The 14,355-nt window shown below is 42.5% G+C and carries 23 protein-coding genes; 1 reads left to right on the top strand and 22 read right to left on the bottom strand.

Annotated elements, in window-relative coordinates; translation table 11 throughout:
• Positions 1-28: 28 nt before the first annotated feature.
• The 22 genes from BLR65_RS00110 to aroQ form a co-directional block, all read right to left on the bottom strand.
• The gene (locus tag BLR65_RS00110) at positions 29-487 is read right to left on the bottom strand and encodes a divergent PAP2 family protein (RefSeq protein WP_093791237.1); all 459 of its coding nucleotides are present in this window, start codon (positions 485-487) and stop codon (positions 29-31) included.
• Positions 488-497: 10 nt separating this feature from the next.
• Entirely contained in the window at positions 498-1,385 is an 888-nt protein-coding gene (locus tag BLR65_RS00105) for a polyprenyl synthetase family protein (protein ID WP_093791235.1), read from the bottom strand.
• Positions 1,385-1,645 (bottom strand): exodeoxyribonuclease VII small subunit, encoded by a 261-nt coding sequence (gene xseB, locus BLR65_RS00100; RefSeq protein WP_093791233.1) that lies wholly within the window; start codon positions 1,643-1,645, stop codon positions 1,385-1,387. Before xseB ends, BLR65_RS00105 begins: the two co-directional genes overlap by 1 nt.
• Positions 1,635-2,888, bottom strand: a complete 1,254-nt coding sequence (gene xseA / locus BLR65_RS00095) for an exodeoxyribonuclease VII large subunit (protein WP_245692233.1) — start codon at positions 2,886-2,888, stop codon at positions 1,635-1,637. Before xseA ends, xseB begins: the two co-directional genes overlap by 11 nt.
• Positions 2,889-2,978: 90 nt before the next feature.
• Positions 2,979-3,116: a hypothetical protein gene (locus BLR65_RS29355; protein ID WP_169716850.1), complete on the bottom strand. Its 138-nt coding sequence runs from the start codon at positions 3,114-3,116 to the stop codon at positions 2,979-2,981.
• Positions 3,117-3,192: 76 nt separating this feature from the next.
• On the bottom strand, positions 3,193-4,149 hold the full coding sequence (locus tag BLR65_RS00090; RefSeq protein WP_093791229.1) for a Kae1-like domain-containing protein: 957 nt from the start codon (positions 4,147-4,149) through the stop codon (positions 3,193-3,195).
• Positions 4,146-4,562: a transcription antitermination factor NusB gene (gene nusB / locus BLR65_RS00085; protein WP_093791227.1), complete on the bottom strand. Its 417-nt coding sequence runs from the start codon at positions 4,560-4,562 to the stop codon at positions 4,146-4,148. Before nusB ends, BLR65_RS00090 begins: the two co-directional genes overlap by 4 nt.
• 22 nt (positions 4,563-4,584) lie before the next feature.
• Complete coding sequence (locus tag BLR65_RS00080) at positions 4,585-4,812, bottom strand: DUF2273 domain-containing protein (RefSeq protein ID WP_093791225.1); 228 nt, start codon at positions 4,810-4,812, stop codon at positions 4,585-4,587.
• 10 nt (positions 4,813-4,822) lie between these two features.
• Positions 4,823-5,362 carry an alkaline shock response membrane anchor protein AmaP gene (amaP, locus tag BLR65_RS00075; RefSeq protein WP_093791223.1) on the bottom strand — a complete coding sequence of 180 codons (540 nt, stop codon included), beginning with the start codon at positions 5,360-5,362 and terminating at the stop codon, positions 4,823-4,825.
• Between the two features lie 28 nt (positions 5,363-5,390).
• Positions 5,391-5,792 carry an Asp23/Gls24 family envelope stress response protein gene (locus tag BLR65_RS00070; RefSeq protein WP_093791221.1) on the bottom strand — a complete coding sequence of 134 codons (402 nt, stop codon included), beginning with the start codon at positions 5,790-5,792 and terminating at the stop codon, positions 5,391-5,393.
• A 134-nt stretch (positions 5,793-5,926) separates the two neighbouring features.
• On the bottom strand, positions 5,927-6,469 hold the full coding sequence (locus BLR65_RS00065) for a SpoIIIAH-like family protein (RefSeq protein WP_093791219.1): 543 nt from the start codon (positions 6,467-6,469) through the stop codon (positions 5,927-5,929).
• Positions 6,470-6,482: 13 nt separating this feature from the next.
• Complete coding sequence (locus tag BLR65_RS00060) at positions 6,483-7,097, bottom strand: hypothetical protein (protein ID WP_093791217.1); 615 nt, start codon at positions 7,095-7,097, stop codon at positions 6,483-6,485.
• Positions 7,094-7,714 carry a stage III sporulation protein AF gene (spoIIIAF, locus tag BLR65_RS00055; RefSeq protein WP_093791215.1) on the bottom strand — a complete coding sequence of 207 codons (621 nt, stop codon included), beginning with the start codon at positions 7,712-7,714 and terminating at the stop codon, positions 7,094-7,096. The genes BLR65_RS00060 and spoIIIAF overlap by 4 nt, the downstream gene beginning before the upstream one ends.
• Positions 7,715-7,729: 15 nt before the next feature.
• Positions 7,730-8,887: a stage III sporulation protein AE gene (gene spoIIIAE, locus BLR65_RS00050; protein WP_245692230.1), complete on the bottom strand. Its 1,158-nt coding sequence runs from the start codon at positions 8,885-8,887 to the stop codon at positions 7,730-7,732.
• 12 nt (positions 8,888-8,899) lie between these two features.
• Positions 8,900-9,286, bottom strand: coding sequence for a stage III sporulation protein AD (gene spoIIIAD, locus BLR65_RS00045; RefSeq protein ID WP_093791211.1), 387 nt, complete (start codon positions 9,284-9,286; stop codon positions 8,900-8,902).
• A gap of 15 nt (positions 9,287-9,301) precedes the next feature.
• The gene (gene spoIIIAC, locus BLR65_RS00040) at positions 9,302-9,499 is read right to left on the bottom strand and encodes a stage III sporulation protein AC (protein ID WP_093791209.1); all 198 of its coding nucleotides are present in this window, start codon (positions 9,497-9,499) and stop codon (positions 9,302-9,304) included.
• A gap of 38 nt (positions 9,500-9,537) precedes the next feature.
• Positions 9,538-10,056, bottom strand: coding sequence for a stage III sporulation protein SpoIIIAB (gene spoIIIAB, locus BLR65_RS00035; RefSeq protein ID WP_093791207.1), 519 nt, complete (start codon positions 10,054-10,056; stop codon positions 9,538-9,540).
• Positions 10,047-11,054 carry a stage III sporulation protein AA gene (spoIIIAA, locus tag BLR65_RS00030; protein ID WP_245692228.1) on the bottom strand — a complete coding sequence of 336 codons (1,008 nt, stop codon included), beginning with the start codon at positions 11,052-11,054 and terminating at the stop codon, positions 10,047-10,049. Before spoIIIAA ends, spoIIIAB begins: the two co-directional genes overlap by 10 nt.
• Positions 11,055-11,182: 128 nt before the next feature.
• A complete protein-coding gene (locus BLR65_RS00025) occupies positions 11,183-11,650 on the bottom strand; it encodes a CD1247 N-terminal domain-containing protein (RefSeq protein ID WP_093791202.1) in 468 nt (155 codons plus the stop codon).
• A gap of 109 nt (positions 11,651-11,759) precedes the next feature.
• Positions 11,760-12,317, bottom strand: coding sequence for an elongation factor P (efp, locus tag BLR65_RS00020; RefSeq protein ID WP_093791200.1), 558 nt, complete (start codon positions 12,315-12,317; stop codon positions 11,760-11,762).
• Between the two features lie 28 nt (positions 12,318-12,345).
• Complete coding sequence (locus BLR65_RS00015) at positions 12,346-13,413, bottom strand: M24 family metallopeptidase (RefSeq protein WP_342741355.1); 1,068 nt, start codon at positions 13,411-13,413, stop codon at positions 12,346-12,348.
• Complete coding sequence (aroQ, locus tag BLR65_RS00010; protein ID WP_093791198.1) at positions 13,410-13,868, bottom strand: type II 3-dehydroquinate dehydratase; 459 nt, start codon at positions 13,866-13,868, stop codon at positions 13,410-13,412. The genes BLR65_RS00015 and aroQ overlap by 4 nt, the downstream gene beginning before the upstream one ends.
• A 208-nt stretch (positions 13,869-14,076) precedes the next feature.
• On the opposite strand from aroQ, the gene BLR65_RS00005 reads away from it, so the two are divergent.
• A partial coding sequence (locus BLR65_RS00005; RefSeq protein WP_143122457.1) for a transposase family protein occupies positions 14,077-14,355 on the top strand: 279 nt, incomplete at its 3' end.

The following is a 14,355-nucleotide window of genomic DNA, read 5'->3' as shown; positions in this document are numbered from 1 at the left end:
CAACCATATTATAGCATATCTTTACTATTCATTTGTATAAAACATAAAAGACATAGGCCACAAGTATACCATGAACCGCTCCACCCAGAACTTCAAGCGGCGTATGGCCCAATAATTCTTTAAGGCGAGTTTCCCTCACTTTATGCTCAACTCGCATTTCACGTACCAATTTATTAATTACCTTGGCTTGGCGTCCTGCCGCCCGACGTACGCCCGCGGCATCATACATAACAATTCCGGCCAATATTACAGCTAATGCAAATAAATCCGATTCAAGTCCTTCCCTAAGCGCAATGCTGACAGCAAGGCTGACTACTAGAGCAGTGTGCGAACTAGGCATCCCCCCAGCGCCGACAAGCCGTTCGGCATTAAAACTGCCATGGCGCCAGTATGCTGTCATAGTTTTAAACAATTGTGCCGTAACCCATGCAGTCAATGATGTCATTAAAATGATATTATGTACAATTGAGGTCAGGAATTCAGCCATAGGCTACACCTCATGCTTCTCGATTTATTAGGTGTTTTACCAACTCACGCAGTATATCTGCTTCCGATCCAAATATTCTAAGGCTGTTAATTGCTTCGTCAACGGCTTGCCGGGCAAGCTGTTTTGCTCCTTCTAGCGTATGCAGCGTCACATAAGTTACCTTGTGATTTTTCTCATCACTACCGACAGGTTTGCCAAGTTTCTCCTGGGTACCAACCACATCGAGGATATCATCCGTAATTTGGAACGCCAGGCCGAAATGCGAGGCATAATTCGTTAAAGCATCAATGTACATCTGACTGCCTCCGGCTAACAACGCTCCTGAACGCAAAGCCGCTTTAAATAGCGCTCCTGTTTTAGCTTGATGAAGATATTGCAATGTTTGGGCATCAATATGTTGGCCTTCAGAAATCAGGTCAATTGCTTGACCGCCAACCATACCGGCAGCGCCGGCAGCGCTGGCTATTTCACGTCCCACTTGGCTAAGTACCTGCGGCTCCACCTGGGTTTGGGATAATATAACTTCAAAAGCGGCCGTTAGCAGACCGTCGCCGGCTAAGACAGCGATCCCATCACCGAACACTTTATGGTTAGTCAGTTTGCCACGCCGGTAGTCATCATTATCCATAGCCGGCAAATCATCATGAATCAATGAATAAGTGTGAATCATCTCCAGTCCGCATGCGACCGGTAAATAGTCACTTCCCTTGCCGCCAACGGCATCAGCAGCCGCCATAAGCATAATTGGCCGCAGCCGTTTCCCGCCGGCAAATAGACTATAACGCATAGCTTCGTAGATAACAGGTGGATAGGCATCAGTGGGAATATACCGCGAAAGTTCCGTATCAATCAATTCAATTTTCTGCTGACAGTACTGTTTTAATTCATCTACAGACATTATTGGTTACCCTCCGCTAGATTTAATGGTTTTTCAACTAACTGGCCTTGTTCTTGCTGAAGAATTTTATCTACTTGGGCTTCGGCAGTGTTTAATTGCTCAAAACAGTACTTTGCGTGGGAAATACCTTCCCCGAATTTGTCTAAAGCTTCTTCCAAAGGTAATTCGCCTGTTTCCAATTGCTTTACAATTACTTCTAATTTTCCAAGAGCTTCCTCAAAACATACATTTTTGTGTTTACTTCCCGCTCTATTTGCCATGTATATCCTCCCCCGCCTGACTAACCAGAACGTTTAGTCTTCCCTGATGCAAAATAACCTCTAGTTGCTGACCTGTCTCTACCTGGCTTGTAGCGGTTACAACTTGTCCCTCCATTGTTCGCACCAGACTGTAACCTCTGGAAAGTACAGCCAAGGGATTGAGTACCGCCAGTTTTTCCGTATTAATTTTTAAGTCATGTTGCTTGGCGACAATAATTTTTCGTACCGACTGTTCCAAGCGCTCCATACAAGAATCAATAAACTGCCGTTTGTCGGCGAAATATTTTTCCGGCTGAGTAAATACCTTATTATCACGTAATTGACGAACAGCCTGGCGTTGTTGCTTGATATATAACCGCATGTTGTTTGCCAACATGGTTTGCAGTGATTTTATATACCTATTTAGTTCAAAGACATCCGGCACAACAATTTCTGCCGCCTGTGAGGGCGTCGCTGCCCGGCGGTCGGCAACAAAATCCGCTAACGTATAGTCTGTCTGATGGCCTACAGCCGACACTATAGGAATATGCGAGGCAGCAATTGCCCGCACTACCTGCTCATCATTAAAGGCCCAGAGTTCCTCAATAGATCCCCCGCCTCTGCCGACGATAATCACATCAACACTTTTTAGCCGATTAAAGCCACGGATTGCCTGGACAATCTGCCCGGGAGCTTCTACACCCTGCACCTGAACAGGATACAAGACAAGTGGTATGCCCGGATGCCGGCGTTTGGCTACCGTGACAATATCCCGCAGTGCCGCACCGGTCGGCGAAGTCACAATGCCGATGGCTCGGGGCAAGAGACATAATTTCTTTTTCCGGCTATCATCAAACAAACCTTCGGCACTCAATTTCTCTTTAAGTTGATTAAAAGCAATACTTAATTCCCCTACACCGTCAGGTATTAATTGATCAGTGTAAAGCTGATATTGACCATCTCTTTCAAATACGGTAATTTGACCATAAGCAACCACTTTCATTCCGTCGCGAGGCTCAAATTTCAAGAATTGCGCACGGCTTTTAAACATGACTCCTTTTATCTGCGACCCAACATCCTTTAGGGTAAAATAGCAATGGCCGGAATAGTGGCATTTGAAATTAGAAATTTCCCCTTTAACAAAAATCGAAACCAGTTTGGGATCTTTGTCAAAGATCTGCTTGATATATTTAGTTAAATCGCTGACTGTAAAAATATTATTCATCGAATTACTCCACATATTCAATACACTGTTAATAATCATAACCTAAAAATGCAAAAAAAACCAGACATAAGTCTGGCTAAAGAGTTTTTTCAAAGCTGTCTGCCCGGCTTTTTTCCTGCTTTTATTTTCCTAAAATCGGGTACCAAAATAGCGTTGAGCCAAATATCCGCTTACACTTCCCACCACGAACCAGAATAAATATCCGGGTGGAATAAGATGCCCGACAATGGAACCAATTACTGCACCGGCCAGAATATATGGCACCATAGTGTCACCTCCCGGCATATACCATTTTTGTATAGTATGCTGGGCAGGCGGCAATGGTGAGATATACAAGTCTAAATCAGGCGCATACAAAATACGCAGCACCGGTTGCATTATCAGGACTATAAGGCGGTTCTGGAAAATATAATTTCAAGCAACCAATTTCTTCAAGCTGATAAGTAAGATATTTTCTGATAAATTGATTTGCCGTCACCCCACCGACCAATAACACATCAGTAAGCCCGGTATGAGAATGTGCTTGTTTAATCATAGCCGCTACCGCCCGCGCTATACATTGCTGAACGCCCGCGGCAATGGTTGCCGGCTCTGCGCCTTGCGCCACCAGTTTGCGGACATAAGTCTCCGGACCTGCAAAACTAACACTGGAATCTCGTACTGTCACCGGGATATTAATTATTTGTCCGTGAGCAAGTGCTGCTAAAGATTCCAGTTGGGGGCCTGCAGGAAACTTTAGTCCCAAAAGAACGCCGATGCGGTCAACTAATTGCCCGGCATGAATATCCAGAGTACCTCCCAAAATATCGATCGCCATACGCCTTGGGTCATCTACAGCGTTATTCCGTGATACCTGAACAATTTCGGTTGTACCGCCGGATAAATGAACAGCTAAAAAACGAGACGCTAAAGGCCCGCCAGCAGACCGTATCCCGGCTAAAATATGATTTTCCTGATGGCTTATACGGTAAAGCGGACTATCATGACTAAGGGCTAATACCTTCGCATAGCCTTCACCTACCAAAAAGGCCGGCATGTAGGAATTAGGCAATGGACGGGGAAAAGCCGAAACACCAATAGCCTTAAAGCGTACAGTTTTACCAATTTCATGATAGGCCTGAGCGAATAAGTCAGGCAGGTTGCGGGTATGCTGAAACACCATTTCCGATTGCTGGAGACCACGCTTACCCGGTTTTACCGCTAAAATCTTCCTGCAATCAGCAACGATCCGGGCATTCTCATCCAATATGGCAACTGAAGTCGTATAGCAGCTGGTATCTATACCTAACACGTAATTCATAATAATTCTTTATTTTTTACAATTGACCCTAAAATTCCGTTAATAAACCGGCTTGAATCCTCAGTGCCAAAAGTTTTCGCCAATTCAACGGCTTCATTAATAGCAACTCCAGGCTGTAATTTTTCCTGGCTATATTTCATTTCATATATAGCCATCCTGGCAATATTGCGGTCAACACCGGCCATACGGTCAATTTTCCATTCTCGTGACAGTTCGGATATATATTCGTCAATTGCTTCCAGATTTTTCTGAGTTCCTTCTACTAACGACTTTGCATAAAGCCTAGTGGTTTCATTAGTATCTTCCCGTTCATTTAATACGGAATTAAGTGCTTCCTCACTCGTTACCCCTGAATTAAAGTCTAGTTGAAATAACGCCTGAACAGCCATTTCACGGGCCTTTCTACGACTCATAATTTCCCTCTTTCTAAAGCAGCTACCGGTTGTAACCTGGTGGCAGCAGCTTGTCCAATATTTCCATAATGTCTTCCTTTTGGTCAATGCGTTTACCAACAACATAGCCGGCTATAATGCATAAAACTACGAATAAGGTCCGGAAAAAGCCAAAAGTTATAACCAGGATACCGAAAAGAAAGCCGAAAAATACCCCTAGAAGTTTACCGCTGTGATACTGCCAGATTTCCTCCAAGAGTTTAGAATTCATGCTGCCACCCCTATTCAACGCGTTGCTTAGTTTTAAAGTCATTGCTAATGTTTTCTACCATGACTCGAACATCTGCCAACTCTATTCCAACCGTATTTTTTACGTATTCATGAACGCGGTTTTGAATCTCGCCCGCCACGGTTGGCACATGGCTTTCCGGGCTGACAACCGCTTTCAGTTTTACGGAAATCCCCTGTCCGGCTAATGCTACTTTAACCTTAATGCCACGCACGCCACGAATATGCCTTGCCACTTTCTCTATCAAATTTTCCACAGCATCAAGAGAAATATGTACGTCTCCCAGGTCATTATGGTGAACAATCGTGTCTTTTGCTTTATGGGAACGTAAGCCTGCCAATAGCAGTCTAATACTCAACAGAAAAAAAACGGCTCCAACCAGCGAAGCTTCCCATTGACCATACATGTATGCCAGGCTTGTCCACGCCAATTCCAAAGGAATAAGGCGTAAAGACAGGAGAATAGCGGCGACTGACAAAAATGCCAACAAAAAAGTATATATAGATAAAATGATGCGGTCAATGATTCCCATAGTGTCTCCTTTCTTGGCCTTTTCCAATCTATCTTACCCTAATATCTTCTTCCTTACCTTCAGGAACAAACCCTACACCTTGAACATGAATATTAACTTCAACAACGTCAAGGCCAGTCATGGACTCAATCGCACGTTTGACATTTTCCTGCACTCTTAGCGCCACATCCGGTATACGTACACCATATTCAACAATGATATATAGATCTACGGCTGCTTCCCGTTCGCCGACTTCAACCTTAACACCTTTTGAAAGGTTTTTTTTACCAAGCATTTCAGCTATACCGCCAACCAAACCCGCACTCATGCCCGCAACCCCGGAGACTTCAGTCGCCGCAAGTCCGGCAATTATTCCCACGACCTCATCGGCTATGCGAATAGATCCAACATCATTATGCTCGGTTTTTTCCATACGTTCTCGCTTTTCCACTCCAACCCCCCCAAGAAATCAACTGGATAGTAAAACTATTACATGAGCAGAAATCTTATAACTCTATTATTATACCAAGCTTTTTCCATTTTTACAATTTGACTAAAAAAATAAGAAAAAGTCGAATAGCTTGCTCATGGTTTTGCACTTACAGTAATGTCCCCAGGTTTAACGCCGGAAATACGGCTGATCACATCAGCTACTTGTACGACCTCTTCGCGCGTTAAAGCCGTTGTTTTTACTACTGCACTGACGGAATTGTCACGGATAAAGACCAAAGCATCACTGAATCCTTTGGCCTTAATGAGATTTTCCATCTCCGCTTCGCGCTGTTTTTCTAGCGTCATTTTAAGAATAGCCTCTTGTGCTTGTTGTTTACTATCTTCTGTTTTGGCATTTTGAATAATTTCCCGTAAAAGATCTGTCCGTTCACTTCTTATTTTATCTCTTTCCAAACGATACTCAGTAAAAAAGTCCGGAGCCATTACCGGTACAACCTGTTCAGAGGCCACCTGTTTTGTAACCTGCATAGCATTAGACCGATTTGCCCTGGCATCCAAAATATCCTGGATACAGTTCCAGACGCCGCTGATTACCAATAATAATACACCCAATGCTACAAATAGGGCAGCCAACCTTCCCAGCTTATTTACCGAAAAAACCGAAATTATTTTCATAATTTTTAGCGCCTCACTTTCTTTGGGGTAAAACTGTAATTTTATATGACGGAATTCCCAAACAGGATTCTATCGCTTTGGTAAGATTGGCTTTTACCGTTGAATCATTAGCTCCTTCCGCAACAACCAATACACCTTTAATAACCGGCTTATATTCCTGAACCATTACTGGTTTATCAGCTCCATTTTCTTTACTTAACAGTACTTGTTCGGATTCTTTGGTCTCTGTGGTCGTGCGAATGCCGCCTGTATTATCTTTTTCCTGTATAGTTTTTGTCTCCTTAATAATATTTTTAGCATGCTCCTGTTTACCGCTTCTCTCTAACGTTATACTTACAGACACAGCACCTGCACCTTTAACTTGCGCTAACAGATTGCCAACCTTGCTCTCAAGAATTTCTTCATAACTACGGCTGACAAGAGGTGCTACTTGGCCGCTTTCTGTTGAAATACTCGGCTTCGGAACAGTAAATGGCTCATAAATTCCCCCTACAATCAACAGAAAGATTCCCAGCACTCCAAGCCAAATCAATCGGGTATTAATCACGCCGTCTTTCAAAAATGCCCCAGGTATAATTTTTTTTGCTCCCAAAAGCCATTCTTTCAAAGAAATTCCAGAAGCACTCATTTCTTACCCTCCTTCATTCGTTTCACGTCAATTTGACTTGTCTTAAGCTGGTACAACTCAGCTACGGTCTTTTTCGTTTTTTCAACTACCGTAACCGGCAAATTACCGGAATCCTGGACTGTTTCCGTCGAGGCATTGCCAATGGCTATTTTTGCGATTTTTCCTTTTTCCGCGGTAGTCCCCGGTTCAATGTAAATCACTATATTCTTTATTTTACTTAATGACGCTGTGGCAGGCTCAAGACTAATCGTCACCTTGGCGTCTTTAACACCGTCAATGGCCATGACGGTTGCCCGGATTTGTTTGGATAAATCCCGTATATATAAATCGCGCGCCATAAGATCGCGTTTTTCTGCAACATGATTAACTGCATTAAGGATGTCCGTATTAACTGCTTCGTTGTCAAAACCTGTTGCCAGTACAGGTAGCTGATTGGCTGCTGTTTTACTTTCAATAACGTCAATCACAGGGTTTAAAATAGCCAGCATAATAAATAAACCGATTATAACTCTAACAAACCTTTGCATACTGTTACTCGGCAGTAAGAGTTCCAGAAAGGAGGCAAATAAGACAACAAAAATAATATTTTTGATCCAAACGGTGATGTAGGCTATCATCCTTATGTACCACTCCTAGCGAAGCATCATAGTAACGCTGCCAACCCCAATAATCATGGTAACAATCAAAAAAAACATCAATACCACCGTAAGCACGGCGCCAAACACCAATAATAAATTATTTCCCATAGAATCGAGGCATTTTGCCATTTTTTCATCACCCATAGGCTGAATCAAAGCGCCGACAATTTTCATAATCGCAGCTAAGGAAAGCAGCTTGATAAGCGGCAAGGCACAAAGTAAGGCAATAGCCGATACACCAAAAATACCTACAGCGTTTTTTAATAAGAGAGATGCCCCCATGACTAGTTCCACAGTATCGGAAAACATTTTGCCTACAACTGGAATGAATGTAGCGGTCGCATACTTAGCCGTTCTTAAAGTCAAGCCATCGGCAACACTCCCAGCAACCCCCTGGACACTGACAATTCCAATAAATATGACTAAAACTAACCCCAATATGACCATGCCGGCTTGTTTCAGTACTCCGGTTAAATTACTGAGGGAATATTTGCCTGACAGATAGTTAACACATTCTAACAGCGCGGTTAAAAACAATAAGGGTAAGATAACGTCCTTTACAATAACACTGGTTGCGCTGACAACCAATAACATGAGGGGAGTAAGCAGTGCTGCCGATGTTAACGCCCCAACTCCCGCCAATAGTGATAACAAAAGAGGCAAGAGCGCTTCCATAAAACCGACCATATTGTTTACCGTTTCTCTGGCAAGTGTTAAACCATTATAAAAGGCGCTTAAGGCAATGACACATAAAAAGATGAAACAAACACTATAAGCTAATAAAGAAATTGCTGATTGTTCAAAAGAATTTTGCAAGTTCTGTAATAGTGCACATAATACGGCCAAAAATAGCAATTTACCCATAAGATGAAGATTGGTTGATAACTCTGTTAGAAAGTATGATAGAAATTTAGTACTAAGATTTTGCCAATTAAAGTTAAGCCCCTTGGATGCGATCTCTTTCATTGTGGAAGCAGTTAAAAGCGGAACCTCCTCATTCAGCTCTGTATTAACGAGTTGAATAAAATGGTTAACATTGTTAAGCGATGAACTATCAAGCAAGTCCATAGGTAACTCCGGACCGGAATCAGTTGCTGCCCAAGCAATATTACTACACAACATGAACAATAATGCTATTATTATTTTTTTCACGTGCATTCCACCTTAAGGAATGAGTCTTACAATAGTATCTAATACCAACGCAATAATGGGTATTGCCAATACCATGACCAATATTTTGCCGGCAAATTCAATTTTGCCGGCAACTGCCCCTTCACCGGCATCCCGACAAACTTGAGCACCAAATTCAGTAACATAGGCTATGCCAATAATCTTCAGAATCGTATTCAGATACATCTGACTGATATTGGCTTTTTCAGCCAAGTCCCGGAATAAATCGAGAACAACATCAAGCTTGCTGAGAACCATTAAAAAAATGATAGCCGAAAGTGTTAGCCCGAGCTGTATAGCTAATTCCGGCCGTTGTTGTTTAATAATTAAAATTAAGAGCGTAACAACAAACCCCAAACCAATAATTTGGATGATTTCCATGGCGTCTACAACCCCTTAGAACAACTTAAAAACATCCTGGACGGTGTTAAAAAGCCGCCCTAATAATTCTACAACCCATAATAAGACAAGGCTAAAACCGGCGAGTGTACATAAATGCGCCATATCCTCTTTTCCGGCTTGTTTGAGCGCCGTATGAATAACTGAAATTAAAATACCGACTCCGGCAATTTTAAACAAAACGTCCAAGCCCATATTCTACTCTCCTCTCCTTATGCGTATAACATTGCTGACTATATTAAAATTATGACTACTGCTAAACCACCACAAATGCCCAAATATCGGCACATTTTGACGTTTTGTTCACAGAGTCTCTCCGCCTCACACTGAAGCCTGGCTAATTGCTCGTGAACCAATTCCAGTGATTTAACCTGTTCTTCCTGATCCATGCTGCCTAGATTTGCGCTAAATACGGCAAGAATCTCTCGCTCCGGCTGATTTAGAATAAGCTGTTTGGATTCTTTAAGAGCTTGCTCCATTGCGGCCTGTGGCGTCAACCAGCCGTTATTCGCAAGCAATAATGACATAGTATGAAAGAATTCCGCTACTGGGCCGGCAACACCACAGGTACATTGTGATAAAGCCTCCGGCAGCGGTACTGCCGCGTAATTTATGTGTGACTTTAAAGCCGACAAACAGCTAATTAGCTGGCGTATCTGACGGGGGCGCTCAACATAGCGTGAGGCTAAACTGAATCCAATAGATGTTCCGGCAGTAATAACCAACATACTTCCCAATATTTTTAACCACATACCTTCACCTCATTTAAACCGGTATACACTACCGTATCCCTAAGAGCATCATAGATTTCTTCAATGGTTCCTGGGCCTAAGCGATTACTTAAAATAACATAACGTTCAAACAGCTTTTGCTGTACCAATTCACCAATATACGGACGCTCACGCAGTTCATTTAATGTCCGGCTATGAACAGTGGCAATTACGCTTACGCCGGCATGAATGGCCTCCCGGACCGCGTAGGCGTCTTCCTCCCGTCCCAATTCGTCTGTTGCCACTACTGCCGGAGCCATGGAACGGATAAGCATTAATAACCCTTTTGCCTTAGGACAAGCATCCAGTACATCAACGCGCGGACCTAGATCCACACTCGGAATGCCATTCTCGCAGGCAGCAATTTCTGAGCGTTCATCCACTAAGCCAATTTGTACACCTTTAATCCCCAATGCGGCATTACCTGTACTTAATTGCCGAATTAGGTCCCGTAACATCGTCGTTTTACCACAGCAGGGAGGCGAAACCAGCAAGGTGTTATATACGCTTTGCGTATTGCTGTTAATAACAAAAGGTAAAACAACCTCCGCACAGCCGGCTATAGCCCTCGCTAAACGAATATTTAACGAACTAATATGGTTAAGTGTCTTAACTGTTCCGTCAAAAGCTGCTGCGTGCCCTGCTAAACCGACCCGGTGTCCGCCGCTAATCGTCAGGAACCCTTGCCTTACTTCCCGTTCGAAAGCATAAACAGAATTTTTACAGATCAATTGAAAAGTTGTTAGCAAGTCCTGCCTAGTACAATGATAGGCTTGAAACTGATTCGTTACTTCCCCGGAAGCGGATACCATTATGTCATTATTACTACCCAAAACTAACAATAGCGGCTGGTTTGCCCTAATACGGATTTCAGTAAGCTTAAACAAAACATTGTCCGAGACTGAGTTAATGATCTGCGACAGGTGAGACGGCAGAATCGGATATATATGCTGTAGTAAGACCTGATGAATATTGATCATGTTTATCATCCTTACAGTAATTAAACACTTTACCTATATTCTTTTTTCTTTACATAGATATGTATTCTCAAAATAAATTATGACAAAAAAGAAAGACCTGGCGTTATATCGCCAAGTCGAGAAATTTCTTATACACCTGGATGCATGATATGGTTAGTTTGACTGATATCATGAGGGCCGTTATCTGTAATATCCAGAGTATTATCGTAAACAACGCTGCCGCAGTACGGACAGGTTACTTCAATATCATCATCATCATCCAGTATTCCGGATTCAAAGGTAACTAGTTCATGGCAATCCGGGCAGGCCATTTCAACCATATCATCATCAATGTCCTCTGAGAAATCCCCCTCGCTGTAATCATCATCAATATCTTCATAAAATTCTTCTTCAAGGTCAGTTAAATCCTCGTCAATTGATTCAACATAATCTTCAAGTTCAACCTGGGCAAGGTTGACATTCTGAACTTCGTCGGCAAATGAATCAAGTACATCAATAATATGGATTAAAATTTTACCTTCGGATGAATGCTCGTTAACATTAAGCCCTTGTGTTAATCCATGTAAATAGGCCACTTTCTCTTTGAGATTTCTCATAAAAATTTAACCCCCTTTAGCTATGTTCTAAACATCGGATACTATTTGTAGTATGTCCAATGCTTATTAAAACATAACTAAGGAGGTTTTCCGCTTTCTGATATTCTACTTAAGCGCGTTCGATATATTCCCCGGTACGGGTATCAATTCTGAGCACCTCACCAACATTTATAAAGAGAGGTACGCGTACAACATGACCTGTTTCCAATTTTGCCGGTTTTGTTCCACCAGTAGCAGTATCACCCCGGATACCAGGGTCAGTTTCAACAACCGTAAGTTCCACTGACATCGGCAAATCAATGCCGATCACATTGCCTTGGAAAAACAGGACGGCAATATTCATATTTTCTTTTAAAAATTTTGTAGCATCGCCCATTTGCTCGGCTGACATAGCAATCTGTTCAAATGTCTCATTATCCATTAGATTATACATGCCGTCACTCTCATAGAGATACTGCATTTCACGGCGGTCAACATGCGCTTTCGGCAATTTTTCACCGGCATTAAAAGTACGTTCAACGACCGCACCAGTACGACCGTTTTTTAGCTTTGCTCTGACAAAGGCGGCACCCTTGCCTGGCTTTACATGTTGGAAATCGACTACTTGCCAGACATCGCCATCAATCTCAACTGTTACTCCTGTACGAAAATCATTAACTGAAATCATGAATTAGCCTCCCCATAGTTCGGTCAAATTAGATTAATTCTATTAATTTCTTCTTACTGGCTGTAAGAATTTCACAACCAGTATCGGAAACTACAACCAAATCTTCGATACGTACGCCGCCCCAACCGGGCAGATAAATTCCAGGCTCAACTGATACAACCATGCCAGTTGACAATATGCTGTCGCTGGCAGGGGACAACCTGGGCTCTTCGTGAATATAAAGCCCAACCCCATGGCCTAAGCCGTGTCCAAAATAATCGCCATAGCCGGCATCAGTGATTATCCGCCGGGCAACCGCATCGACTTCCTTACCCGTTTTACCTGCAACTACCGCCTTAATCCCTGCTAATTGGGAATTTAAGACAATATTATATATTTCACGCTGTTTATCATTGGCTTTGCCGGCGACAACTGTTCGCGTTATATCAGAATGATAGCCCCGGTAAACCGCACCAAAATCCATTGTTATAAAATCGCCGGCTTCAATAACTCTATCCGACGCCTGACCATGTGGCATAGCCCCTCGGTCTCCGGAAGCTACAATTGTATCAAAAGCAGGTTTTTCTGAACCAAATTTGCGCATTTGATATTCAAGTTCCAAGGCGATTTCCAACTCGGTTATTCCGGGTTTTATGATTGTTATTACCTGATTAAAAGCCGCATCAGCAATCTCAACAGCTTTTCGCAAAAGCTTAAGTTCATCCTTATCTTTTTTCCTGCGCAACGCATCCAGCTTAATGGGCCGCAGCTCTACCGACTTAAAAGACTCCTTTACCATCTGATAAATGTCCCAGGTTACAAAGTCACTTTCAAAACCAATACGGGTAATATCCAGCTTTTTCGCTGTATCCGCCACTATATCAAATACTGCTGTCCCATGGCGAACTATTTTATACTCCGGTGCTTGAGCTTTGGCCTGCTCGATATATCTAAAGTCGGTAAACAACATTTGCGTTTTTTTGCCAATCAACAGCAAACCAGCAGAGCCGGTAAACCCGCTAAAATACCTGCGGTTTTCCGGTTTAGTTACGATGATAGCATCAAGGTCATATTCCGCTATTAATTTATGAATATTCGCCAAGCGTCGTTGCATCATAAACTCGCACCCCTAATTAGACAAACTGCAGCCTCTAAAGCTAATAAATAACCATCTGCGCCAAAACCGGCTATCTGGCCAACAGCTACAGGCGAAATAACGGAATGATGGCGAAATTCTTCTCTACGGTAAATATTAGATAAATGTACCTCAATGGCTGGCACATTTATAGCCGCCAGCGCATCTCTTACTGCCACACTGTAATGGGTAAAGGCAGCAGGATTAATAATAATACAGGCATAGTTGTCCTGAGCTTGCTGGATGGCATCGATCATTTTACCTTCGTAGTTAGTCTGAATAATGGTTAATTCTAACCCAAGCTCTGCTGCCCGCGCATTTAATCTATCATTAATAGTCTGAAGCGTAGTTGCACCGTATATGTCCGGCTCACGTTTGCCGAGTAAATTAAGGTTAGGCCCATGGAGAACCAAAACTCGTTTTTTTGATGCTTCCACCCCATCACCTCCGCACCAATTAGTCTGTATGGACAATATAACTCTAGCAGAATATACATTTATGTACTAACTTTAACATTTTAGCATATATTTTGTATTTTGACTACTGAAAAACAGTTACCTGACAGGGGATGTTCATGAAAAATAAGTTATAAAAAAAGAGGAAAAAAGAGAGAAATAGAAAATATAAGGCAATGAGGTGAAGAAGATGGAAAATCTCATTGCGATATTAGAAAAAGTGTCAGATCCACGACAGGCATGGAAGATTAAACATAAGCTATCGGACATATTACTCATCTGTTTATTTGCAGTAACCTGTAATGCTAATAGTGCGCTAGAAATCTATGATTTCGCGGTTAGCCGAAAGCAATGGCTTAATACGATCCTTTCTTTGGAAAACGGTATACCAAGCCGTTTAACCTTTGCCAGAGTGCTGCAACTGATTTCACCCAAAGCATTCGCTGTGGCCTTTACGCAAATTATGGCT

Origin of the sequence: Sporomusa acidovorans (assembly GCF_900101845.1) — a bacterium.
GTDB lineage: Bacteria > Bacillota > Negativicutes > Sporomusales > Sporomusaceae > Sporomusa > Sporomusa acidovorans.
The sequence above is the reverse complement of the archived record's forward strand: the minus strand, read 5'-3'. Positions and strand labels throughout refer to the sequence as shown.

Bases quoted from the DNA above. Each gene is read 5' to 3' on its own strand.
- spoIIIAF (WP_093791215.1), bottom strand. From the start codon at position 7,714: ATGATAGCCTACATCACCGTTTGGATCAAAAATATTATTTTTGTTGTC.
- BLR65_RS00060 (WP_093791217.1), bottom strand. From the start codon at position 7,097: ATGAGTGCTTCTGGAATTTCTTTGAAAGAATGGCTTTTGGGAGCAAAA.
- efp (WP_093791200.1), bottom strand. From the start codon at position 12,317: ATGATTTCAGTTAATGATTTTCGTACAGGAGTAACAGTTGAGATTGAT.
- xseA (WP_245692233.1), bottom strand. From the start codon at position 2,888: ATGATTATTAACAGTGTATTGAATATGTGGAGTAATTCGATGAATAAT.
- spoIIIAD (WP_093791211.1), bottom strand. From the start codon at position 9,286: ATGGAAATCATCCAAATTATTGGTTTGGGGTTTGTTGTTACGCTCTTA.
- BLR65_RS00080 (WP_093791225.1), bottom strand. From the start codon at position 4,812: ATGAATTCTAAACTCTTGGAGGAAATCTGGCAGTATCACAGCGGTAAA.
- BLR65_RS00105 (WP_093791235.1), bottom strand. From the start codon at position 1,385: ATGTCTGTAGATGAATTAAAACAGTACTGTCAGCAGAAAATTGAATTG.
- spoIIIAA (WP_245692228.1), bottom strand. From the start codon at position 11,054: ATGATCAATATTCATCAGGTCTTACTACAGCATATATATCCGATTCTG.
- amaP (WP_093791223.1), bottom strand. From the start codon at position 5,362: ATGGGAATCATTGACCGCATCATTTTATCTATATATACTTTTTTGTTG.
- BLR65_RS29355 (WP_169716850.1), bottom strand. From the start codon at position 3,116: ATGGTGCCATATATTCTGGCCGGTGCAGTAATTGGTTCCATTGTCGGG.
- BLR65_RS00090 (WP_093791229.1), bottom strand. From the start codon at position 4,149: ATGAATTACGTGTTAGGTATAGATACCAGCTGCTATACGACTTCAGTT.
- BLR65_RS00025 (WP_093791202.1), bottom strand. From the start codon at position 11,650: ATGAGAAATCTCAAAGAGAAAGTGGCCTATTTACATGGATTAACACAA.
- xseB (WP_093791233.1), bottom strand. From the start codon at position 1,645: ATGGCAAATAGAGCGGGAAGTAAACACAAAAATGTATGTTTTGAGGAA.
- nusB (WP_093791227.1), bottom strand. From the start codon at position 4,562: ATGAGTCGTAGAAAGGCCCGTGAAATGGCTGTTCAGGCGTTATTTCAA.
- BLR65_RS00065 (WP_093791219.1), bottom strand. From the start codon at position 6,469: ATGAAAATAATTTCGGTTTTTTCGGTAAATAAGCTGGGAAGGTTGGCT.
- BLR65_RS00110 (WP_093791237.1), bottom strand. From the start codon at position 487: ATGGCTGAATTCCTGACCTCAATTGTACATAATATCATTTTAATGACA.
- spoIIIAC (WP_093791209.1), bottom strand. From the start codon at position 9,499: ATGGGCTTGGACGTTTTGTTTAAAATTGCCGGAGTCGGTATTTTAATT.
- spoIIIAB (WP_093791207.1), bottom strand. From the start codon at position 10,056: ATGTGGTTAAAAATATTGGGAAGTATGTTGGTTATTACTGCCGGAACA.
- BLR65_RS00015 (WP_342741355.1), bottom strand. From the start codon at position 13,413: ATGATGCAACGACGCTTGGCGAATATTCATAAATTAATAGCGGAATAT.